Genomic DNA, 23,435 nt, shown 5'->3' on the forward strand with positions numbered 1-23,435 from the left:
CTTCAAAAGTCATTACCAAAGGCTAAGTCTACCTTGACGGGCAGGCGCAGCACTTCCACGTTGCTCACGGCATCGCGCATCACCAGGTCATAGTGCTTGTGCGGGTCATGCGCGCCGGCCAGGACGGTCAACAGAATCGAACGTTTACGTTCATCGAGCAACTGTGATGTGCTGTCAAAAGTGATGGATTGCACGTTGCTGATGGGTTTGTCATTATCCGAGCCATCGCGCAGCGAGACCACCACGGAACGCGCCAGCACCCGCTCCGACACCGCATCGGTCTGAATGAATTCGAAGCGCTGGGTGTTGGTCACCACCTTGTTCACGGCACCCAACAGGCTGACGCTCACGTATTTTGTCTTTGCATTTTCCGCTTCGCTGACCCGCACGGTGATGACCGGCACAACAACCTCTTGCGGCATGGCGCTGCCATGGACGAAGCGTGCCCCTCCGGCAAAGTGGAACCGACTGGCTCCCTTGGGTACCCAGAAATCCAGACTGCCTTCCAGTGTGGTGCCCGCCGTCACCGCCGTATTGCCAGACCAGGCTTTGGGGGTAGTTCCCAAATCACGGCCAATCAGGTAGCGCTTCTTGGCTTTCAATGTTCCAGCGGGTTTGTCGTCCAGCGTGGACTTGTCCGATTCATCCAGCGCCGATTCCTGGTACATGAACCCATGGTCAGCCGTGACCAGTACCGCAGAGCCATTGAGGCTATGGATGATGAAGCCCAGCACGTTGGAGAGCTCCTGCACGGTTTGTGCAGCCGCCTCAAAAGTCTTGGTCTCTGACGACTGCTTGTCGCCAGTCATGTCGATGCGGTCGTGATAGACGTAAATCAGCCGCTGGTCGCGCACCAGTTCCCGGCCCTTCTCTTTGCCCAGTCCCATCAGGTCTTCGGCCTTGATGGCCAAGCCGCCAAATCGTTGAAGGTGTTCGCTACGTTGTTCCAGCGTCGCCACGGCATGCCCATCGGCAAGCACATCCAGGTTGGCGCTCTCTTTGTAGGCCAGCGTCTTGTGCGGCAGCAGCGCGGCCATGCCCAGCGCCGTGTAGCTCGGCAACACACCCAACATGCCGTCCAGCGACGCCTTGAAGCGACTCTTGCTGTTTGTGTGCTGCACCAGCTCCTGAGCCACCTCGTACCTAAATGCGTCGGATATCAGAACGAAGACTCGCTTCACCCCGCCGTCAAACAGCGGCAGCACCTTGCGCTCATAGAATGCCTGTTGTGGCGTCACCTCAGGTAGCGTCCAGTGCTGGAGCAAGCCCTGCGGCCCCTCTACCACTTTAGACCAGGCAGTGCTCAAGTGCGGAATGAACCAACCGGAATACACGCCCTCAATCGTCTCGCGCAACTCGTGCAGCACGGCCCACCCGGTGGGTTCGACCGCGTCAGCCGCCGTGTGAAAGTGCCGGTACAACTGGTCAAAGCGGAACAGCTCATCGCGATAATGTGCAAATGCGGTGCCTGCGTCAGCAAAACTGAAGCCTGCGGCATGGGTCGATTTCAGACTGAAGAAATCGGCAGCAGCGGTCAAGGCATCGTAACAAGCAGCCAGCGCGCGGGTGCGTTCGTTAGCGCTGGCCAGCAAGGGATTCGCCCAATGCCCATCGCGGCGGCGCGCCATTAGCGCGCGCACCACATCCATGTTGGCGCCGGCACCGGCAACGATGCGTTTCTTAAGCTCTTGCACCATCCGCAATTCGACATCTTCAAACGTCATGCATTCCACCAGTTGCTCGGCAGACTGGCTCGACAACAAACTTACCAGCTCAAGTTCATTGGCCACAGCCTGCGCCAGCGCGTTGTAATTGCCAAACTGCGCAATATCCGAGCGCCAACGCCCGACAAACACCGACGCATTCGCAGCCAGGGTGCGGTCAGGCAGCACAAAGTGCGCCAATTGAGGGGGCGCATCACCCTGCAGGCCACGGCAGAAATCCGTCACCAGAATACGGAACAACAGGTCGCGCAAGCTAGGATTGGCCTCAAGATAGCCCAGTTGCAGTTGCACCAATTCCCAGAACGCAGGCGTCAAATCGTTGGCAGCGATATCTTGCCAGACTTTCGGCTCAGCCGACAAGTCCGCCACGCCATCCACCACCACGGCGCCGTACAGGCGCTGCAACATGGCAAACAACTCGGCTTGGTCGGCACGGGTCAGTACCGCTAACATCTTGCGGTCGAGGTCCTGTGCACCATCGCCCGGTAGCACCATCCGCTTGAGGCGGTCCACCCTGTCTTTGGCACGCAGGAATTTGGCGCGCTCTTTCAGGTGCTGACGCAGCCCTTGCGTGGTCAAGCCCAAGTCTTCCAGCAAAATGGAGGTGGTATCCGCCCGGAACGACTTACTGCGCATGCGCACATCGAGCAGCCAGTCTTTGGTCGGCTCCGGCTCGGGCTTGGCGCTGTAAATCAGCCAGCGCTGGTCCGGGGCCCCCTCAATGTCGAGCTTCACCCGTAGCGCTGGCATGTCGTCCAAGCGCACCAATTGCACGCCGTCGAGCCGCAGACTATCCACTACGGAAGCAAATTCGGCCTCCATGTCATGCCAAAAAACCACCGGATGGGTAGAGAATAAAGTGGTCAAACTATCAAACAGGCGTTGTTGGCTCATCGGCAATTCTTCTATTTATGTTCATTCGGCAACGCGTTCAATCATCACCTTGCAACTCTGCCTCAATCTGTTCAATGCTAGGCAGGTATTTCGCAAGGTCTTCGGGTAGTTGCAGCCGGTATTCGGCAATACCAATGGGCTGGGTCATGCCGCGCAAGGCGTATTCCGCTACTACCCGATGTTGCTGCTTGCAGAGCAATAACCCCAAAGTAGGCTTGTCTTCCTCGCTCTTGATTTTCTCATCCACCAGCGTGACGTAAAAATTAAGCTGGCCGACATGCTCCGGTTTGAAATCTCCCGCTTTAAGTTCCACGACCAAGAACCGATGTAGTCGGTAGTTGTAAAACAGCAGGTCAATGAAGAAATCTTGCTCATCCACCGTCACATTCACCTGGCGCCCCACAAAGGCGAATCCTTCACCCAATTCCATCAGCAATTTGGTCACATGGCGGGTCATTGCGGTTTCAATGTCCCGCTCGTGTGCGTCGTTTGAAACGCCGAGAAAGTCAAACAGGTAAGGGTCTTTCAGCGTCTGCTGCGCCAACTCGGACTCTGCAGCAGGCAATCGTTCTTTAAAATTGGTGACCGCGTTACCGGAGCGTTGCTGCAATTGCGTCGAAATGTGGTGCCACATCACATTGCGCGACCAACCATGCTCGATTGCTTTTGCCGCGTACCAAACCCGCTCTTCACGGGTCTTGAGCTTGGTCAGGAGCAGCAGGTTCTGCCCCCACGGCAAAAGTGCAACAGCCTGTTGCACAAATTCGACATCAGGCCACTCTTCGGCAAAACTGCGCATGTAGAGCAGGTTTCGGCGAGAAAAACCCTTCATATCCGGGAAGGCGGCCGTTAAATCGACCGCTAGCCGGTCGATTACCTTGGCCCCCCAGCCCTGAGCTTGTTGACGCTCCAGAATATCGCGTCCAATTTGCCAGTACAGCAACACCAGTTCGCGGTTGACCGCCAACACTGCGCGCTGCTGGGTGACGAGAATACGCTGCTTCAGGCTGGTAAGCCAATTGGGGTAGTCAGCAGGAAGCACTACCAGGTCAGTCATCGCTTGCCCCTCCCGTCACGGCCTTCACCTCTGCCAGCAAATTCCCGAACTTGCCATAGTTGACTTTAACACCGTCGTCCAAGTCGAGTGTGATGCGCATGTCGGCGTGGTGACGCAGTTGTTCATCGTAGGCCAGCAACTCGACGTGTTTCTTCTTGAGCTTTTCGACTTCCTTGGCCAATTTATTGCGGGCGGCGGTGCTGGCGGCGGCAGCCGCATCTTTCTCCAACATGTCGATGCGCGACTGAATCTTACCGGTCAACGGCACGACGTATTCCGCGCGCATACGGGCCAGCGTCCCCTCTTGGTAGCGGTGTAAATATACTAACGCCTGAAAGGCCCCCTGTTTTCCGCTGGAAAAGAGCCAGTAGATAGGGCGCTTTTTGTAGGTTTGCAGATGGTCTCTATAGAACTTGTCAGCAAGGTAACGGCGGATGGTCTCATCCGGGGTTTCACCGGCTTTGGTACCTAGGCTTTCCGCCAGCCATGCCATGTTTTCAGCCAATGTGTCGGCACCCCAGACGGCGAGCAGGAATTCGCGGATGCGGCTGGCGGCTTCGTCGTCGAACCAGAGTTCATCGGTCAGCGGCACGATGCCGTCGGCGTCGGCGGGGAAGCTGGCATAGCGGCTGTCATCGAAGCCGACGTTGCCAGCGTTGGCATAAATCAGGCCGGGCGCGTCGAGGCTGTAGCGGCCCATCATGCAGCCGATGGCGTAGGAAATCAGGCGTTGGCAGTCTTTTGCGCGGTCCGCTTTGGCCAGGGTAACTTCGTTTGGTGACACATCTGCCGACAAAACGCCCTCCAAACCATATGCCTGTATGAAGTAGCGATTATTCTCAGTCTCCAAGCGAGTTACGGTAGAGCGAGCAATTTCAGATTTCTCCTGCCAACGATTCCAATCGCTTCTAATTGTGAGTGCCTTCGCACCGTCAATAATTGGTGGATTCTCGAAACCCCAACTGGTTTCTTGATAATTCCAATCTTTTCTGGAGATTTCTATCAACTCAGCCACTGATTCAAGATTGCCATTCAAAATAACTGGCATTTGCTCTAAGTAACCTGGTGGGAGGTTAATTGTAGGGTTCAAAGCTGGCAACAAATATGAAGAAATCTTACTATTTAACAGCCCCAATAGTGCGTAGTTATTTTCCGAGAAATTGGCTTGTAGAAGCCCTGCTGCGGAATCGAATAGAAACCCATTGTCGTGATATCGAAATGAATTTACGGTGGAAGCAATTACGTTCCAACAAACTGCCGGCTTAAATATTTCGTTTAAGTTGAAGTTATGGGCCCATAGACGCTTCCCGGAAGGATGCAGTGTATTTCTCAAAAGCTCTCCATCGTTTTGCCAATTTACAACTATATCGACATTACCGTACCATCGACGAAACCCACCGCCTTTTGCGTAAGGAAACCACCTATTACCACTTGCCATTGCATTTTCGCGGCTTAATCCAAAACCAATCTTATTCAAAGCAACTTCATGCCAATATCTTACGTATAAGTCGTTTTTTCCTGTAGCCATTCCAATTCTGGCACGCCCAAAATTAGAAATATTCGCTAAATTCTCAAAAGAAGTGAAAGCGGCAGCATCGAGCCAGTATGAAATTGGATTGCCTGGAATTTTCCAAAAATCATCGCTTCTTGTATTGTAAAACCAGCCGCACGCACGATTTGAAATTGCCTCCAGAGTTTTGGGACCCTGATTTTCAGCGCCGCGAAAATCCGACAATCTCACAAACGACGCCTCATAATTTGCAATGTGATGCGCGTTGAAGATAAAAGTACACAAATGGGCTTTGGCATCCTCGAAGGCATCATATTCAAGCTGGATAAGCGACACCAGAGTTCTTTCTCGAAGAATTTCCTTCCGTAGCTCCTCAAAAGAAGAAATAAACATCCAAGTAAAAGAGGTCACAATTCCAACCACCCCGCTACTCTTGCAAAATAACGCGCTCCTTGATATGAATGCAGAAAAAAGGTCTTTATCGCAGGTTGAGTGATATTTATTCAAGTATTTTTTTACGTCGGGGTTAAAGAATTGCGCACCCATGTAAGGTGGATTCTCAACGACTGCGTCAAACCGATTACCTAATATTCTCGCTTGCAACACTAACGGCATCAAATCCTGCGCAGCCACTTTAGCGTAAAGGTCGCCGCTCAGGAGTGCTTGGTGCAAATGCTCAAACAGTTTCGCCAATTGTGAATTCAGCGTCTGCGGAATTTGAATCAATGAGCCAAAAGTCTTGGCCTGTGCAAATGTGGCGATGAGTGAAGCGATTGTTGCACGCGCCGAGTCGCCCTTGCTGTTGACTGCAAGGGACTCTTCCAAACTTCCCTGCGGCAGGGAGCCAGAAAAGAGGTCATCGGCACCAAATCCCCCTATAACAGCGGTGCCTACGGGCTGTGCAGCGGTGGGTTCCACGACCGAATATAGCCCCTGGACCAGTTCATCAACATCCAAACCTCTACTCTCCTGCAAAGAGAGAACGTTTAATTTGATAGGAGAATCAAAGAGACGCCGGTCATCGGCACGGGCCTTCATCAGCAAAGCAAATCCTGCCATTTGCGCCGCCCGGTCGTCAATGTCCAGACCGTACAGGTTCCTTTCCAGAATCAGACGCGGTATGGAGCGTGGCTGATAGCCGCGCTCCAGGTAGATGGCTTTGAACACTTCGTAAGCTTCCACCAGAATGTGGCCGGAGCCGCAGGCCGGGTCCAGCAGGGTGATGGACTCGGGATTCAGGCTGCCACTTGCCCTCACCCCTGCCCCCTCTCCCCGAGGGAGAGGGAAATCCTCATCCACGCGGGTCTGAATCAGGGCGTCGAGCTGGGCTTGCACTTCAGGGGTTTGGTCGGCGGGAGCGATGTAATACGGCCACTGCGCTTGCAAAGTGCTGGCCGGGTTGGCCATCAACCACAATCGCCCGACGCTGTTTTGCACCAGGTATTGCACTATCCAGTTGGGCGTGAATAGCTGGGTGGCGGCAGGGATGTCTTCGCTTTTGACGACCTTGCCAATGACTTCGTCTTTTTTCTCGCTGATGTAGAACTGGTATAGCCAACCGATGATTTCGACCTCTTTCCAGTCGTCTTCTTCAATGCTGGCAACGAGCTTGGCAATGACGGAATCGGTGCGCAGCAGGTTGTCGGGCAACAGCAACTCGGTTTCGTCATCGATGCGCTCGAACAAAAATGGCATGACGTTGCTGAGCGCATTGCACTGGGCAACCAACAGCATGCTGTACAGCTCACCGTCGCGGTTGCCGGCCAACTTCATCTCGACAACCAGCGCGGGCTTCAGCCCCGGTAATCCGCCGTCACCGGCGCCATTCTGCGCCAAGTCGGCGGCGTGGGTCAGTATGTCTGGCAGCGTTCCTTCCAGGCTGGAAAGCGCGCGGTGGCCGTGGCCCAGGTAATCGTGCAACTCCATGTAGCGCAGTGCCGCAAAGCGGTTGAACCAAGTGTAGGCCACCGCTTCCATGGTCTGGCTAAAGCCATCTTTTTGGATGCGGGTAATGAGTTGCTGACGCTGGCCGTGGACTTTGACGGGCCAAGCTTGGCCTGCAATCACGGTCGCGTCGCCCTGCGGCTGGCTGATAGCTACTTCCAGCTTGCCCGCCTTGCTTGAGATGCCGAGCAAGTTGGCGCGAGCGGTGACGGCGGCGATGAAGTCTTTTCGGGCTTGCGGGGCGTAGGACTTGAGTTTGGCTTTGTTCATGGGTCAGATAAGATTTCTCAGCTGCCCCGTGCATGGCACGCGGGCAGCTGTTGAGTAAGGTAAATGAAGGCGATAGCGCTTTAGCGACTGCCTTATTGAATCCGCGCTATTTGACCGGCGCGCACGGTGGTCAGCAGCGCGTCTTTCAGTTTGCTTACGTAGGCGTCCACGTCGGCTTCGGTTTCCAGGTAGGACTTGCTGGAAAGTTCGGCGGCACGGATGACACGCGTGGTCTTGGCGACGGGCGCGGGCGCGGGCACATTGGACTGGCCAGTCTGCAGTGGCTTGGCAGTATTGCCGGGCATCGCAACATGGTCGGCGACTTTGCTCACAGCGGCTTGAATAATATTCATGGCATCGTCCATGGCATCGCCGCCCGCCCCTTGCAGCAGCATAATCTGCGCAATGCTGGTCTGGCTGGCGATGCGCGCTTTCAAGTCTTGCAGCGGACGCAGAGCTTTATTGCTGAGGTCAGGCGTGGCAGCGGCTGTTTCAAGTTTGGCTTGAACTTCAGCCAACTTGGCATCTAGCGACTGCAAGGCTCTTTCACGTTTTTCTTGCGCCAGCTGCTCGTTGATGACGGTGACCGAGGCCAGCAGCGGCTCGATGTGCTTGACTTGGCTGTAAGGCTTGGGGTTGTCACGAATATTGGCCAGGTCAATCAGGGCAGCAAAGGCTAGCGGCACTTTGCTCAATGCTTCACGATTGCTTTCGAATGTGCTCAGGCCATCGAGCAGCTTGCGCCAGGCGGCAATCTGGGTCTTGTAGAAATTGACCAGGTCATGGATATCGTCCGCGGCATCGAGCCACTCGTTCTTGGCGACCAGCAGGGCGCCGATGAAGGCAAAGCTGTCACGTATGCTGAGTTGCTGGGCAATGCGGGTGAGCGCGACGTCGATGTCTGACTTGCCGGGGTGGTGCGGCGCGGCGGCAGTGTGGCCATAGCTTTTGAGTTCGGCCTGCCAGTCCGTTAAACGGGTGCGGAAATCGGCGACCAGGCTGTCCTCTTCCTCACGACCCATTTTTTGGAACAAGTCTTTGTACAACTCGCGGGCGCGTTTGATTGCGGTGGCATCGGCAGTCTTGCGCTTGAGGATAGACACCTGCTTGAAACGGACGGATTTGGTGAGCGGGTCGACTGCGGATGCGGGGTCGAGGTCAGAGCCTTCGAGCATGAGCTTGATTTCGCCAGACATGAACAGGCGGGCGATAAGCAACACGGTTTCCCAATCGGGTTTCCACCCCCAGGGGATGCCAGCAAAGCGGTCCACTACGTCTGACAGCAAGACCCGGTTCTGGCTGGCAGCCAGTTGCAAATATTCACGCATTTCTTTGATGGCGAGTGCGTTGCCGGCCTCGCCGTCCAGGCCTAACGAATGCTGGCCCAAGTCGTCTGCGTTGAGCACGGCCTTGATTTCGCCTATCGGGTCAACTTGGCGCACTTTGAGATACGGCAGCTTGCTGTAGGTATTAGTGATGAGGTAATTGAGCAAATCATCGAGCACCTTGTCGGTGCTGGTGGACTTGATTTGCACAGGCTGGCCCAGGGCATAGAAGTCACCCGTGGTGATGAGTTCCGACAACTGATGCACCAGGCGCAGCCGGCGCTCGCGGTTCTCGTCCTTGCGGTCGGCCAGGATGCGCTTCAGAGACGGCGAAGCCTGGTCCGCCTTGGGGCTGATGATGTATTTTTCGATTTGCAGATAGAGCGCCAACTCAATGTCCAGGCGCTCGCCCTCGCCCAAGCGCACCAGGGCCCGGCCATTGCCCTCACTACTACGCAAAATGCAACGGGCCGGCTGGAGGCGCTCATATTCGTCACCTAGCGGGGTCAGCACTTCAAGGCTCAGGGCGTGGCTGGCCGACCGCCACGGAGCGCCGTCAAGCAAACGATTAAATTCATAGTCAGCCTTGGTGTCGCGGTGGCGCACCTTGGTTTGGTCCTTGAAAATATCCTCAAAAATTAGTTTGGCCAATTCGCGAGACTTTTCAGCAGCGGAGACCTCTACATGGCCGATTTCGCGCGCAACATCACGTTCCTCATTGGTCAGGAAGAACCACAGGTCACCGTTGCGACTGACCAGGCGCTCTCGTTCCAGGCGCGCCAGACTTTCCTGAATCTTGCGCTTCAGTGCGAGCTTGTCCGCGTCAATCTGGTCTATGCACAGCGTGGCAAGATTATCGATGGACGGCTTGACGATGTCGGGGATGTAGCGAATGAGGAACATCGCCTTCAGCAGCAGACTGTCGTAGTTCTGCAAGCCGGGATTGTCCGGCGCCTGGTCTATCGAGCGCTTGGCGACACCGTCGATGAAGCTCTCGATAGCGGGATAGAAATCGTACAGCGGAACCAGGATATCGATGCCGTGGGGCGCATTGCGCACGGCCGCAGACTGGAAGGCGTCGAGCAGCGAACGTTCGCCCCGTGACAAGTGCTTGCCGGTAGCGCCCACCTTGCGGATGGATTCGAAAATCTTCTGCAGCAGCGTGAACTGGTATGGCGCGAACGGATAGCAGGTGACGAATTCAGCGGCGTCCTTGTAACCACGCAAGGTCACCGAATTGCCCGAGAAGCCGAGCTGATTGTTGATGACGTCGCTCTTGCTGGCGAAGGCATCGCGCAGAGCAACGTGGGCAGCCTCCGTCTTGGACAGCAGGCGCTCGCCGATGACTTCGTCGGTGTTGCTGCTGGCCAGCGACAAACGGGTGTGAAAACGGGCTTGAATCTTGGAGAAGTCCTGGCCCTTGGACTTGTTGTCTTCACCAATTGCCGCGTCGATGTCTTCCTGACTCGTGACGATGACCCACGCGCGGCCCTTGCACTGGGCACCGAGCTGCTCGGTGATTGTCTGCAGGTTGAGCATGAGCGGGGAGCTGGCCCCGATGAATTGGCCTACTTCATCGACCAAAAAGATAACCTTGTGGCTGGGTGGTCGAGTAGTTAGGTAATCGTTGACGACCTTGGCGAACCCTTCAAGGGTAATGCGATAGTCATCTCTTGCATTGTCGAACCACTTGCCAGCGGATTCAGGCGTCATTTTCAAGGCTTGCGCAAGTGCCGTCACAATGTCGTCGCGATAAAATGCGACCGCATCACTCTCTTGCTCCCAGGCGCCACCGTTGGAGGCGGCAAAGGCGGCCTTGAAGGTATCGAAAGCCCCCTTGGCTATCAGGTGACGTTCCATGTCCGCGATGTACGGCGTATCGCCCGACAAGCCCACCTTCTCATTGAACACGCGCAAGAAGACTTGCAAGATGGCGTCAGGGTCAGACTTGTTGGCCTTGGCGTCGATATTAAACAGGATGACGTCGGCGGTGCCTTGCACCGCGCGCTGAATGTCGGCGTGCAGCATCGCGTCTTTGATTTTTTGGTGGTCAAAGAACTGGGCGGCGTTACGCTTTTCCCCGGTCTCAGGATTTTGAGCCGCGATGTTTTCCAGCAGATAGGAAAGTATCTTGATGAAGTGCGACTTACCCGAGCCGAAGAAGCCGGACACCCAGACACCCATGCGGTCGGTGATGGCCGCATCATGCGGACGGTCGATGGCCGCCAAGTAGGCGTCAAAGAACTTGCGCAAGTATTCACTTATCTGTTTGGTAACGACATACTCTTCCAGTTCTTGCCAGACGCTGGCGGCGTCCATTTGGTCGGCTTTGATGACGCCATTAATTGGGCGGTCAATGGGCTTGAGGAAAAGTTCGCTGATTTTCATATTGTGATGGTTCCGTGATTGACTGGAATGTGCTGGCGGGGCTACTCTACGTGTTCTCTGGCACTAGACGGAAGGCGCGGTAATAGTGGTCTTCGGCCAATGTGTTGAACAGTCGTAATGAATGGCCGTCGTAGCGGCCGGGAAAGAACATCAGCAAGGGCGTGTTGCCCATGATGGGATGCAGCGCAGACAACAAGGTATGCGTGCGTAGCATCGGATAAACGGCGCCAACGCCAGTCAAAATTAACAGGTCAAGGTTGGCGATATCATGTTGAGATGCGATTTTCTGGGCAATCTTGTCCTCTTTGAGAACCGAACGCAGCGCAGCCAGCGCGCTGTCGTCACCTTTGCTGAGCTGCATATCCATGGCTTTGTCGAGCAGGTTGCGCTCTTCCAGCAACCCTTTCACCAGTTGCAGCAAATCGATACTCGCCGCGCGCAGAGCCGGCACATGTTTTGTCAACGCGGGCAGCACTGTCCCATGGAGAAAGCTGCGCATATCCAGCTCGCGGGCGGGCGGGTAGTCAAAAATCCAGAAGCCAATTTCATTGCCCAGGCCCTTGCTGTCCAGGAAATCACGCGAGGTTACACGAGGCAGGATTTGGTTGAGGCGTTCGTCAAAGCTCAGATTCATCTCACACGTTCCAGACAATCAAGGACATAGGTTTCATTATGTGCGCTCAGATAACGCCACACATCGGGATGCAAGGATTGGGGTGTCAACTTCATTGACTTGGAACTATCAATGTACTTCGCCTCGACCAAAATTCGCAGGATGACCTGAAGCATCTTGTCCTTCGTGGATTGAGGCCATCCCGCTAGCGACGAGTCATGATGTTCACATTCGGCCAAGAAATCCTGCCAGTCGGACCGGGCCAGAGCTGGCTCAAGTCGTCGCTGGCGGTTCGCATAGACGCGAAGCAAAAAGTCGCCCAAAAGAAGGCTATGTTTGACAGCTGCAGCCATGAGCATCTGGATGACTACTTCGCTCTCGCGTTCGGCAATCATCTTCCAGCCCTCTGCATCCAACGTCGTCAACCGACGACGTAGCAGTCTGGCCTGTCGAGCCGCTGTGGCTGCGGTCCTTTTCTGCAGGATATTTTCTATCTCGATGGCATGCGTCCACGCTCGCTGGTCCGGTTCGGTCAGCAGCAATTGCGCAATGCGTCGGCTCTCCAGCGGCAGCAAAGCGCCTACATAGATTTCTGCGTTATACCGCGTCATACAAATGCTGTAGTTGGGTGGTGGTGACCTGCTTCATAGCCTTCAAACGAATTGTTCTTTGAGCTGACCAGTCTAACTGAAGGCATTCCGCTAGTGCAATGTCATCGGCGCTATTCCATAGACGTTTCCGGCAAGAAAACGATGAAATTCGATTAATTCCCGATGGAATCCACGCGCCACGGAGATTACGAGCAATTCTATCCAATAATCACCGCCTAAAATCGCAGGAAGCGCGGAGTTCCCGGCGCACTCCCGAGGCATCGAAACACCGAGAAGATGACCAGGAAAAAGCTTTATACTGCGGAGTAGTCGCCATGATGATTCTAAAGCCGGGTGACATCGCGGCGGTGATACCGCCAAAGGTCAAGCACTGTACGTGGTTGGGTGCGGCCAGCGACAACGGAGCCTCGCTCCGTGCACGACGGTAGGCAAAGAGAAACCGCCCTACTGTGCCTTGGCAACGGCCCTGAAACTAAAATTTTAGCTAAAAAAAACCCGCCAACTGAGGGCGGGTTGAATCCAATTCTTGGAGGATTTGGAGGAGACAGGTCAATTATGCTGCACTGCGCCATATTTCGCCAATCATCATTTGTAATGAGATGTATCACGGGTGGTAATGACGCTCTCGACTGGCATGGACGTGTTTGGGTCCTTCGGGGGGACAGGTAGCATTTCGAATGTCGGCCCAGCAATTGCGCAGAAAATGGCAAATGAATTTGTCCACAGATGGCGTGGACAGCACTGTGGACAACTCCATCGTACGCACCGCAAACCGAGTGCAGGTGTGGGTTTCCTATGCCTGCTCAAATTTCCGTCAGGCACCCGGTCAACGGCTCTTGACGGTCGAGGTGTTGGCTGACCGCAGGGAACATCGCCCTTGCCTTCGGCCAATTTTGAAGACGCCCCTCGCCCAGCACGGTTATCCGCGCTATTCGCGCAGTACTCCCTGGGTCTGCTTTCAGAGCGATTAGCCGCCTACACGCGGGAATTTCTTTGGCGGACATCAAAGCATCGCTGTGCATCGACTAGCCGGGGCGCGGAGGGGTCCGAATCTTCAAAACGAGCCCGAGCCTCTCAAGTAAGGACATCACATCTTCTTTCGGAACTCTCCATTCCTCCAGAATTTCGGCGCACTCAAGCGGGTCGTTCGGTCGACTAAACGGAGTAATTTCGTGAAGTAGCGCGTCAGGATAGTGCCCGTGCGAGGAAGCGGCCAGAAGAGCCACTACCTCATCAGCAATATCACACTACTGCGGTCAGCCTGCCCGCCCGCCATATCCAGCGCTCCTTCAGGGCAGGCAATTGCGCCGGTGCCACCTCTGCAGGAACAGCAAGCGGATTGCCGGGCGGAGTTCGCGTCCGCTCAAGGCGTGCAGGCGGGTCGAGTGCTCCGTGGACGACGCTGTAGCCCTGACTCTCATAAGGGTTGCACGAGAGCTTTTTCAGAAAGCCGCATGCAGCGAGGTAGCCGAGATAAAGGCGGACCTCAGCGCGCACAGACTCGGGCGAGCTGCGTCCAGTTTCGAACCTTTCCAAAATCCACTGAATGACCGAAGTCTGCTTGAGTTCGAAGCTGCTGTTCGCTCTCTGGAATATAAAACGGCTGAACAGTGCCGCCTGCCAAATCATTGCTTGCTCTGCGATTGCACTAGCGCCATCGCCTTTTTTGCAAAGGTAGTAGGGCCATCGCCCGGCGATTCCCAGACGCTCGCGCAGGTCCCGTTCTTTGTCTTCGTGCGACATTTGGCGGTAGCGTTGGTTAGCCGCCTCGCGACGCTTACGGTCGTTCTCGAGTTTTCGATGTCGAGTTGCTTGTCTCCTCTGGTCGGCTGCCTGCTCGACTTGGTGCTCTCTATTTGCTCGCTCAATTCGGACAGCCAGGCCCGCCAACAGTCTCTGCCGCTCCTGCTCTTCATTTGGGAAGAACAGCCAAGTCTTATATGCTGTCTCGTGAATTACTCGCTGCGCTATTGCGTCAAAGCCCGTCGAGACGTCTAGGTCAGAGAGGTCCACCTCTATTGTCGGCAACTTGAGCTTGCCAATTTTCCGGCGCTTGTTCTCGTCGACACGGTGACGAAAGTACATTTCGACGAGAAGCCTGCGCTCCCCTCGATAGCCCACAACGTCAGGACGAATACCGTCTTCCCAGACTTCCGCGCAGGTGCGTTCGAAGCGTACAACACGCTCCTCCGACAGCACGCTCGATTCTTCCAACGCTTGACCGGACGTCGCTTGGCCGTAAACGACAACGCGCATGCCTGGCAGGCGGAGCCAGTTGTGTTCAAGCAGAACTTGTTTCGCGGCTGCGTGAATAGCTGACTCTGCGCAGGACTCGCCGATTTCAACGTTGTGGTGGGCAAAATGCCAGCGCTTTTTCGCACCCTTCTTAGCAACGAGTGTGGCGCCACACCCAATACAGGTACATCCGCAAGCTAGCCCACATTGGACGTCCGCAGGTGCGCACATCCGCCCGTCCTTAAGTCCGAAAGCGGTTTGAGTGGACTCCGCAATGTCTACCATTGCCACTACCATCGACGTCCACAGCGCCCGACGCTAGCGCGGCGGTGGGCTTTCAAAGAATGCTTACCAGTCATCAGTACGCCCTCATCATTTTTTTAAAGCCCCGCTGCTCGTCACGAGCTAAAGACACCACCACAATTTTCTAGCGCTGCAAGGGTGCAATGAGCAAGCCCCAAAGCAACTCGGCTGCACCTTGCTCGGACAGCCGCTGGTCTTGACGCCCGCCGAATGACTGCATGCCCTGCGACCTAAGGTACATGGCCTGGCTGTCGCACTCGACATTCAGCATCTCGTTTGAGCTGCCGTCCTGAGCGCTGGCGTCGTATGAAAATGAGATGCACTGGCTTCGACTGCCCATGCTGTCGATACGAACGATGCATTGCGCAGCTGTTTTCCCATCGCGGTAGATGATTGCAGTAAACCGTCTTGTATCAATTTTCCTGTATCGACAATCGATGCCGGAATTACGCGACGCGAGTTCCGCTAGAGATGATTCAAAAAATCGCCCCATGAAATCGAATGATGTATGGATAAACTCGTCTTTGTCCAGGTCGCTGAACTCCTTGCTGAGCCGTAAATTGCTTGAGCGCTGTAACTCTACGGCAGATTCCACTGCGGCCAGCAATGTGGTGCCGTGCTTTGGCTTGAGTGCGGCTGGAGCAGAACTAGGGCCCAAACTGCTAACTGCTTTAAAGACACGTGCATTCATCGCTTCGACGGCAATTCTGACCTGACGAACGACATCGGTGAAGGCTTCGTCAATGTTAGGCCATGTTGTGATGGCCTTCCCATCTCGTGGCGTTGCCATCAACATGCCAAATGGAGCAGAGTGCCAGTCGCAAGACCGTAGAATTACAGGGATAACATGTGCTTCGCCAGCGTTATGGCGCTCAATAGCCCGGTGCATCTCTTTGGAGTAGCAATAATCAGAACCGATGAAATTTGCGCTTATGAGCAAAAGAATAACGTCAGCGCTTTCAAGACTATCTTTGATAGCGGGGTCGAGCTCGTCGCCGGCGAGGATACGCCTGTCATGCCACGCATCTACATGCCCTTGCCGCCTTAACAATGAAAGATGCATCTCGAGTTGGTCTCGAAGTGCCTCGTCGGCGTGACTGTAGGAGAAAAAAACTATCGCCATGGGGGAATTCCTATTTTTATCGACAAGATACTGTATTAAAACCGCAATTCATTCAGGGTACAGCAGTGCGAGGCCGGATTCGCGGCGCTACCCCGAAAATATCTGGTCCCGTTCGCACCCTCCGCAGGCGGCCGTTAGGTCGAGGGGCCTTCAACTAAGGGTTGACTCGGAGAGTTGCCTATATTGGGCTTACCAGGTCTCCAAAATCGCGCAAGTCATCCTCTTCACACCATGTTTCAAATAATTTGATAATAAAGCAATTGCGTGTTGCAAGAATGGGATAGCCATTATGGATGCTCTCGCCGTACATGTTGGTACAGCGCGCTAACGACGGTCTAGTAGCTATGAAAACTCGTACAGAAATGGAAGTTGCCTGTATGATACTAAGCAATGACATTGCCAGCTATTAGCCCGGAGCAAAAAATGCAAACAAGCGTACTGCAGGACTTTCTGACCCTGCGATTGTTGAATATCGGAGCAGAGGACTCTCGCCTTGAAAAATTGGTTGGCGCAGCCCATGAACTGGCTCAACAGTATGCGCGCAACCCTAAGGCCGCCGTTGCATCACTCCTCGCCGCGTGGGACCCCGTCGCAGCCCCACATCAATCCCTTCTTGATATCGGTGAGCTACTGCAAAAACACTGGCCTACTTTTCGAGCGGCGTTCCAAGACGAACCGCTGACTCTGTACCGCGCCATCATTCTCGAAGCGGTTATGGGGGCCATGGAGCAGCAAGGTACATTGGCGGTTGCTGTGGACTTAATTGGCGCCAACGTGTTACCGCACTTGAACGTGGGTCTGGAAGAGAAGATTTTGTCGAGGATTTTGGACCGCGCTCGTAAAATCAAATCGGAACGCGTAGCGCGCCTTTGGCCAACCAAGTTGCCCTCTGCATCCAGCGCTGCCCTGAAGGCACCCGCAATACCTGTTCTAAAAGCTACGGAACCGACCGCCTGGTACAAAGAAGTGGCCGCTTCAGCGGGGCCAAACCAGCGAGACGGCGCGCCTCTTCCAAATTCTAATCCCCACTGGTCTAGCCAGCAGCAGAATTGGTCGTATGACTTCGCGGACCGTATGGCCCCAATTCTTGCGGACGTCCACGACAAGGCCGCTAACGCTGCGCTGAAGGCAAGTGCTCAAGCATTTAAGGCACTCGGTGAATCAGTCTTAGCGAAACTAAACGAGTTCGTCCACTCCGAACAGACGCGCAGCAATCAACTGAACATTTCAAACAAGCTGCTATGGTGGCGGCAAGCCCTGTACTCTGAGACCGCAGCTATCCCGTATCGCCAATTGGAATTACCACTTGTCGCACTTCATACAGCATTTGATGTGGCGGAACTGCTGCCGGAGGTTTACCCGCCGGCAGTCGAATCGCTAGTAAGCGAAGCAGTGCTCGCAGTCGCTGGTAGCAAAAACGAAGAGCATATCAATACCAAGGACTTGCTGGAAGCTCTGATGAAGTCTACAGAGGTTTCTGGCGATAAGTGGCTCCAAGAACAGCGCATGGCTTCGGGCATTAGAATTCTGTTCATTCAAGCACTAGCGAACTCATCTCTGTCTGGGAAAGCAGAGCTGTCCCAGATGAGCATCGCGCCGGAAATTAGCATGACACTCGCTGAGTGGTCAATCTGGCTCTTGCGGGAGGTTAAAGTATTGGACGCTTTGGCTAGACCAGACGAGATTCCGGAAACTACGGAGGAAGCGTGAACGGACTCTGTGCTCAATTAGCCTGTATCGCTCCAGACGAGGTTGGATGCCTTGAAGGCGAATCCGCGCCTCACCTTTGCAAGCACTGGCAGAAGAAGGGTGAAGCAGAGGTCCGCGAAGCATCCAATGCGTTGGAGGACGGAGCAAGGTTGCCTTGGACTGGCAACGCTTTAGGCTCTTTGGACATCGGGTTCTTGGCGGGTAGAGCCAGAACGCGGCTTGTAGGTATATTTGGTGCCTCTGATAGCGGTAAAACTTCCTTACTAGGAGCTTGGTATCTACTGGTCGGGCGCGGCATTTGCCCTGATGGCATCTCGTTCGCCGGCTCACTAACCCTGGAGGGTTGGGAGAATATTGCAGGGAGCCTTCGTTGGAGCTCAGTGCGTGGCCCTGCGTTTCCATCGCATACATCGAGTGGAGCGGGCCGACATCCAGGTCTCCTCCACCTAGACTTGAACATTCATCGCGCCCGACGCGATATCCTTTTCGCTGACACGCCTGGCGAATGGTTCAGCCGTTGGGCAGTGCGCCGCGATGCAGATGATGCTACTGGCGCACTTTGGCTTTCTGACGCGTCAGATGTCCTTATTGTTGTGGCGGATTCCCAAGCGCTTGGCGGGCCCAAATTAGGTGTGGCAAGGTCTAACCTCTTTTCGCTACTTCGGCGTGTAGCTGCTGAGCGGCGCGGCCGGCCTGTCGCTTTAGTGTGGACAAAGGCAGATATCGACGTTGAACCACAAATGCGGCAGGCAGTGACTCAAGCGGCAGACTTGGTTCTCGGTAGCTATCAGACATTTAGCGTAAGCATGCATTCTGCCCCTGGTCAGGACCCCTACAACAAAGGGCAGGGACTAATTGAACTTTTCGAATGGGTGCTGACAGTGCCGGAGGCGCCGTTCCGAGGGGCGTCTGACGCACAGCCCGAACGGGACATGCTACGTCAACTGCGAGGAGTCTATGCCTGACAACCCTCTTAAAATAGCTGTTTTTGGCGAATCCAATGTTGGCAAGAGCCACTATGGTGCGCAACTTATAGGTCGTTTGAACGCCGAAACAGGGATGTTACGGATGCGAGGAGCAGCGCCTGATTTGGCAGCGTTTGATGATGTTGTTCAGTCACTTAGCGGAGGAGTTCCGGGAGCGCATACAGCGGCAGGAAGCTACATTGAAACCATTTTGCCTGTAGTAACCGAAGGTCATGTGGCGATTGATTTGAGTTGGCCAGACTATGCAGGCGAGCAGGTCAGCTCACTGCTGGAAGAACGTCTTGTTCCAGCCTCATGGCATCAGCGCGTTGAGGCTGCAGATGGATGGATATTGCTGGTTCGACCCAAGAGTGCGCCGTTGGCAGATGACATATTCTCGAGACCGCTCGGAGACCTGAAATCATCTCGTCCAGAGGGATTCTCGATTGAACCCTCGTCGCAGGCACGTCTTGTCGAACTGCTGCAAATCCTGCTTTACACACGCCGTTCACGTACAGGCAAAGAGAAACCAGCACTTGCGGTGCTTCTGACGTGCTGGGACGAGCTTAGACTCCCAGAAGGTACGAAGCCTGCACAAGTGCTACGCGAAAAACTACCGCTCTTAGCAAATTTTTTAGAAAACAATTGGGATGAAAGCGACATTCTAATCTTCGGTCTCTCCGCAACGGGAGTCTCCCTTACGAAAGAATCACCAAATACGGACTTCATCTTCAAAGGCGCGGAACATATGGGGTGGGCGATTTGTAATGATGGAACACAAACGACAGACCTCACTCTGCCTATCGCGGAACTTGCAAAAGCTGTGCACGACTAATGCGTATCCATAAAGCGTGGTATGGCCCCAAGGGAGGACACTCACTCCTGTCCTCAACGGACCCTGGTTTGCAAGCCGTGTTTCGACAAGCAGCTTGGCTCACAGACCTCCCTGTCACTGCTCCGACAGGTCTGCAATGGCAGCCTTACTTTCGTACAGCCATTCATGAGGACTACTTCGTCCTTATTCATACCAAGAGCAGCCGCGACACAACGCGAGCCGGGATGGTCGATTCGGTCGCCGCATTTATTCCCTTAAGCGAACTCCCACTTGTGCCGGACTTTATCGCGTTGGCCAACAATCTGAGGGAGTCCCACGATTCCGTAGAACGTACCCCCTTTGTTGCAAATGCCCAAGCCTCTGCACCGCAAGTGAACATGCAGCAACCACTGCTGCTAGAATTGGCTGGTGCGCTCATCTCTGGCAAACAACGGCCAGCCATTCATGTAGGGCAGTCGGGGTTCGACGACATCATGTTCAACTTGCTACAAGTTGTTCCTCGTACGCTGCGACGCGAAGTCCTTTTCAGTTTGAGTTTTACTGTGGAAGACTCGATGGCATGTGCTGCAGTCGCAATTCCGACAGAACTGGCCTCGCGCTATCCCCAAAAGCAGCTGCTTTCAGCATTAGACAACCCGCCAAGCATTGGTGTTGCTGCGCTTCTTAACATGCCTGAAGGTCGTCCCCTGCTGGACTTCGGTGAAGCGGCTGCCTTCGATTTACAGTCTGTAGCCTCCCTTATTTTGTTGGAGCAAGCCTTCCGTCTCTGGAAAAATCCGGACGGAGTCAGTGATGCGATAGGCTTGGTCCGCTTATTAGCAGCCAAGTCAGGCGACTCCCAACAAGCGAGCGAAATGCGCCAGTCTGCTTTAGACAGGCTCATTAAGACGTCTCTCGAATGGCAGCCGACCGACATCCTCTCAATGCGTAACTTACAGTTAGAGCGCTTTGACGCAAATAGACTGAGCAATACCGTGAAAGACTGGATTCGTAACCGCGTTGACGAAGTGAGCCTGACTGAGGCTGATTGCCAGCTTTTTGACCAAGCAGCCCGTGGAGCAGCGCAACAAGTTTGGTGGAATACCGACGTACTTGCCGGCTATATCGACACGATTAAACCCGATAGCTTAGGCATCGGTTGTCTGGCATGGGAGACTATCGACAAGCATTCAGCGAGCCTTTTGCCAGTACTAAATCTCTTTGATGCCAAAGGGCATCTCGATGGATTGACGAATACTATTTTCTTAGGCCTATCCACCGTCACAATCGACGCGGTCGCTGAAGAGAGCGCGAAGCGCGGAGCGTGGCAGCTATGCGGAATTGCGTTAGCCACCCGCTACGATGCCTCTCGGGCTCTGCTCGATGTATTAAAATATTGCCCACCCAAGACAGCTCGGCATACCGCTGTAGAGTCCGCTCTTTCAAGGGCTGCGCCGAATGAGCTCATAGAAATTGCAATCCGTGAAGATATTGAAGAAGTTACGAGTCTCGCAGCGGATGTCGTAAAAAACGAACCGAGACTTCTGCGTAATTTTAATTGGAATTCTCCAGTATGGTTTGACATCTTGGACAAAGTAGTTGCAAGTAACCTGAGTGCAGGTAACGAGATAGAAAACAGAGCACAAGGCCTTCAAACCATCATCCAGCGCGGCGAGCGTTCAGCACGAATCTGGGGGCCATTAGTTAGAGCAGAACTCGCGGACCTGTTGCTTGTTCCAAACAGAGAGCATGCTTGGGCGCACATACCCGACTCGCTGTTTGCAAAAGTCGTAGGGCAAACAGCCAAGGCTTGGCTTGCGGTCGTATTAGATGGCCAAGTCATCGCAGCGGCTATCGAGGAGCCGTTACGGAGCGAAATCAGGACCACTCTTAAAGCCGGGCCTTCAATGGCGTCTCTTGCGAAAAATGCGCATTTAAATTTCATTAAAATCATCGATACGATTTACCCTGCAAATGACCACGAATGCGTCAGTCTCCTAGACTCACTAGCGCATACGCCCGCCTATCGATTTCCACAAGCTCCTGCTGCAGCCATAGGAAAGCTGATTCAATCCCGTGGGTGGACGTCGGCGGCATCGCGGGCGGCTAGCCATAGCTCCTTCCGCGACGACTTCTTAGTAATCGCTAAAGAGTGCGTGGGTGTCATGGGTGTCTGGGATAGTTGGGCGGTGAGTTTTCGAACCGGCAGGCCGGGTCAAATTTCCACAGACGATGCCTGGAAAATGTTTGAAGAGTCTTTGTCAGAGCTTTACCCACATGGCCCCACCGACCAAGAATTTTGGAGTCGCAGCGGAGGCAAAGATAATCAGCTAATCGCAGAAGGTAATGGACTCGCACAGTGGCATCGCTGCATTAAGCAAGTGCGTGCAGGTCTCGGTCCGTCAGCATCTGACCTCCTGCGCATCGCCCTGCGGGACTTCAGCGGAAACCTTGTTCTGAAGATGCTGCGAGATAGTCACGTGCTAGAATAAAATCATGAACAAAACATTTCAAAATGGTAGAGCCCTCGTTATTGGAGTCGGCAAATATGACTTACTTTCTTCGCTCGGTTCCGCCCCAATATCAGACGCGGACGATGTCGCGAAACTTCTCACCAGTCCTGCCCATTGCGGCTATCCGGTCGATAACGTACAAGTTCTTCGCAACGCCGAAGTATCTCGCACGGCCATCTTGGATGGCCTCAAACAACTGGCGGCGAATTCGCAGGTTGGTGATACGGTAGTTGTCTACTTCTCCGGTCACGGCGCGCAATGGACCACTGGGGGAGACCCTGGAACGTATCTGTGTCCTCCTGAGTTCGACACTTCTCTACCACGCGAGACCGGCATAGAAGCTGAGGAGCTTTCCGAGCAGCTTAACCAAATTCCCGCAGGACGGCTACTGGTTCTCGTTGATGCCTGCCACTCGGGGGCCGCCGCCTCGCTCAAGGGAAACACCGAAAACCTCACCAAATGGGCGTTCGGTGGCCCGAAGCTTGAAGCGCTGGCGCAAGGTAAAGGTAGAGTCATCATTTCAGCAAGCGCATCTGAGGAAAGCTCCGTTATCCTTCCAAATCATCGCAACAGCCTTTTTACGGAAGTTCTTCTTAAAGGTCTTCAAGGAGCCGTGGACGACCGTTCTGATGGGCTAATTCGAGTCTTGGACCTATTCCATTATTTGTCAGAGACTGTTCCTGCTGCCTACTCTAAGCAGAACCCCATACTGACCACGCGCACGCAGGATAATTTTCCTGTGTCATTGCGCAAAGGAGGTTTTCTCAAGTCTGCGGAAAACCAAGTGGCAGAACCACCGCCAACCATCTCGACAAATCCTCGTGAACTAGAAGAGCTGTTAGCTTCGCTATATCCTCAGGGACCTTTGGACCAGGAAATCTGGTCTCGGGCAGGTGGTAACGTTGCTACCTTAAAACTTGGCAGTAATGGCCGCGCGGCTTGGCATTCTGCTCTGCGCCTATTAAACCAAGGTGGTGGTGGGCCCGCCATTACCATTCGGAGTCTCGTCACCGAAGCATTATCTGAGTTCGGCTCTAACCAAGACCTTAGACGCCTCCTCAATAATCTTTAGTTGCAGCCCGGTCAGCCATGGCTTGCTGGCTAAAGCATCTGCAAACCAGCAACTATGCTGAATGCGGGTGCACGAAATCTCTTAATACTTAAATTCATCGTCAATTTGCGTATTAGTCGACCTTGCCAGCTAAGGCTAACCGCGCCATCGAAACCCTCGCACCAATCATCGCCAGGTTGGAAATCGCGCGTACGGCATGGTAGAAACGGCTGGACCGGCTGTGGAAAGTATTCCAGAAAGACTCAATGTTTTATCTGGAATACTTGGGCTAATCCTAGGGCGAGTTGCGTACGATACCAGGAGTCGCCTCGAATTGGGCCGACTACTTGGTGCCAACTGTGACGACGATGCGTATTCCAGATAA

13 protein-coding genes are annotated in these 23,435 nt (G+C 54.3%); 5 read left to right on the top strand and 8 right to left on the bottom strand.

What is annotated here, in order from left to right; all coding sequences use genetic code 11:
- Positions 1 to 2: 2 nt before the first annotated feature.
- From pglZ to AC54AG_RS08870, 8 genes are all read right to left on the bottom strand, one after another.
- Positions 3 to 2,618 (bottom strand): BREX-1 system phosphatase PglZ type A, encoded by a 2,616-nt coding sequence (gene pglZ, locus AC54AG_RS08835; RefSeq protein ID WP_496630068.1) that lies wholly within the window; start codon positions 2,616 to 2,618, stop codon positions 3 to 5.
- A 37-nt stretch (positions 2,619 to 2,655) separates the two neighbouring features.
- Positions 2,656 to 3,675 (bottom strand): PDDEXK nuclease domain-containing protein, encoded by a 1,020-nt coding sequence (locus AC54AG_RS08840; RefSeq protein ID WP_496630069.1) that lies wholly within the window; start codon positions 3,673 to 3,675, stop codon positions 2,656 to 2,658.
- Positions 3,668 to 7,399, bottom strand: coding sequence for a BREX-1 system adenine-specific DNA-methyltransferase PglX (gene pglX / locus AC54AG_RS08845; protein WP_496630070.1), 3,732 nt, complete (start codon positions 7,397 to 7,399; stop codon positions 3,668 to 3,670). Before pglX ends, AC54AG_RS08840 begins: the two co-directional genes overlap by 8 nt.
- A gap of 92 nt (positions 7,400 to 7,491) precedes the next feature.
- Complete coding sequence (gene brxC / locus AC54AG_RS08850) at positions 7,492 to 11,112, bottom strand: BREX system P-loop protein BrxC (RefSeq protein ID WP_496630071.1); 3,621 nt, start codon at positions 11,110 to 11,112, stop codon at positions 7,492 to 7,494.
- Positions 11,113 to 11,158: 46 nt separating this feature from the next.
- The gene (locus tag AC54AG_RS08855) at positions 11,159 to 11,746 is read right to left on the bottom strand and encodes a DUF1788 domain-containing protein (RefSeq protein WP_496630072.1); all 588 of its coding nucleotides are present in this window, start codon (positions 11,744 to 11,746) and stop codon (positions 11,159 to 11,161) included.
- The gene (locus AC54AG_RS08860; RefSeq protein ID WP_402720617.1) at positions 11,743 to 12,336 is read right to left on the bottom strand and encodes a DUF1819 family protein; all 594 of its coding nucleotides are present in this window, start codon (positions 12,334 to 12,336) and stop codon (positions 11,743 to 11,745) included. Before AC54AG_RS08860 ends, AC54AG_RS08855 begins: the two co-directional genes overlap by 4 nt.
- 1,242 nt (positions 12,337 to 13,578) lie before the next feature.
- Positions 13,579 to 14,856 (bottom strand): competence protein CoiA family protein, encoded by a 1,278-nt coding sequence (locus AC54AG_RS08865; protein WP_496630073.1) that lies wholly within the window; start codon positions 14,854 to 14,856, stop codon positions 13,579 to 13,581.
- Between the two features lie 142 nt (positions 14,857 to 14,998).
- The gene (locus tag AC54AG_RS08870) at positions 14,999 to 15,997 is read right to left on the bottom strand and encodes a toll/interleukin-1 receptor domain-containing protein (RefSeq protein ID WP_496630074.1); all 999 of its coding nucleotides are present in this window, start codon (positions 15,995 to 15,997) and stop codon (positions 14,999 to 15,001) included.
- Between the two features lie 390 nt (positions 15,998 to 16,387).
- Between AC54AG_RS08870 and AC54AG_RS08875 the strand changes: the two genes are divergently transcribed.
- From AC54AG_RS08875 to AC54AG_RS08895, 5 genes are read left to right on the top strand one after another with little or no spacing between them, the layout of a single operon-like run.
- Positions 16,388 to 17,707 (top strand): GTPase-associated system all-helical protein GASH, encoded by a 1,320-nt coding sequence (locus tag AC54AG_RS08875; RefSeq protein ID WP_496630076.1) that lies wholly within the window; start codon positions 16,388 to 16,390, stop codon positions 17,705 to 17,707.
- The gene (locus AC54AG_RS08880; RefSeq protein ID WP_496630077.1) at positions 17,704 to 18,672 is read left to right on the top strand and encodes a TRAFAC clade GTPase domain-containing protein; all 969 of its coding nucleotides are present in this window, start codon (positions 17,704 to 17,706) and stop codon (positions 18,670 to 18,672) included. Before AC54AG_RS08875 ends, AC54AG_RS08880 begins: the two co-directional genes overlap by 4 nt.
- Positions 18,665 to 19,507: a TRAFAC clade GTPase domain-containing protein gene (locus AC54AG_RS08885; protein ID WP_496630078.1), complete on the top strand. Its 843-nt coding sequence runs from the start codon at positions 18,665 to 18,667 to the stop codon at positions 19,505 to 19,507. Before AC54AG_RS08880 ends, AC54AG_RS08885 begins: the two co-directional genes overlap by 8 nt.
- Positions 19,507 to 21,978: a GAP1-N1 domain-containing protein gene (locus tag AC54AG_RS08890; protein WP_496630079.1), complete on the top strand. Its 2,472-nt coding sequence runs from the start codon at positions 19,507 to 19,509 to the stop codon at positions 21,976 to 21,978. Before AC54AG_RS08885 ends, AC54AG_RS08890 begins: the two co-directional genes overlap by 1 nt.
- 4 nt (positions 21,979 to 21,982) lie before the next feature.
- Positions 21,983 to 23,071 carry a caspase family protein gene (locus AC54AG_RS08895; RefSeq protein ID WP_230505675.1) on the top strand — a complete coding sequence of 363 codons (1,089 nt, stop codon included), beginning with the start codon at positions 21,983 to 21,985 and terminating at the stop codon, positions 23,069 to 23,071.
- Positions 23,072 to 23,435: the final 364 nt, after the last annotated feature.

The sequence above is a fragment of the Janthinobacterium sp. BCJ23 genome (assembly GCF_059617945.1).

Excerpts from the sequence above, each read along its gene's own strand:
- AC54AG_RS08870 (WP_496630074.1), bottom strand. The coding sequence starts at position 15,997 with ATGGCGATAGTTTTTTTCTCCTACAGTCACGCCGACGAGGCACTTCGA.
- pglZ (WP_496630068.1), bottom strand. The coding sequence starts at position 2,618 with ATGAGCCAACAACGCCTGTTTGATAGTTTGACCACTTTATTCTCTACC.
- AC54AG_RS08895 (WP_230505675.1), top strand. The coding sequence starts at position 21,983 with ATGAACAAAACATTTCAAAATGGTAGAGCCCTCGTTATTGGAGTCGGC.
- AC54AG_RS08865 (WP_496630073.1), bottom strand. The coding sequence starts at position 14,856 with ATGGTAGACATTGCGGAGTCCACTCAAACCGCTTTCGGACTTAAGGAC.
- AC54AG_RS08860 (WP_402720617.1), bottom strand. The coding sequence starts at position 12,336 with ATGACGCGGTATAACGCAGAAATCTATGTAGGCGCTTTGCTGCCGCTG.
- pglX (WP_496630070.1), bottom strand. The coding sequence starts at position 7,399 with ATGAACAAAGCCAAACTCAAGTCCTACGCCCCGCAAGCCCGAAAAGAC.
- AC54AG_RS08840 (WP_496630069.1), bottom strand. The coding sequence starts at position 3,675 with ATGACTGACCTGGTAGTGCTTCCTGCTGACTACCCCAATTGGCTTACC.
- brxC (WP_496630071.1), bottom strand. The coding sequence starts at position 11,112 with ATGAAAATCAGCGAACTTTTCCTCAAGCCCATTGACCGCCCAATTAAT.
- AC54AG_RS08890 (WP_496630079.1), top strand. The coding sequence starts at position 19,507 with ATGCGTATCCATAAAGCGTGGTATGGCCCCAAGGGAGGACACTCACTC.
- AC54AG_RS08855 (WP_496630072.1), bottom strand. The coding sequence starts at position 11,746 with ATGAATCTGAGCTTTGACGAACGCCTCAACCAAATCCTGCCTCGTGTA.
- AC54AG_RS08875 (WP_496630076.1), top strand. The coding sequence starts at position 16,388 with ATGACATTGCCAGCTATTAGCCCGGAGCAAAAAATGCAAACAAGCGTA.
- AC54AG_RS08885 (WP_496630078.1), top strand. The coding sequence starts at position 18,665 with ATGCCTGACAACCCTCTTAAAATAGCTGTTTTTGGCGAATCCAATGTT.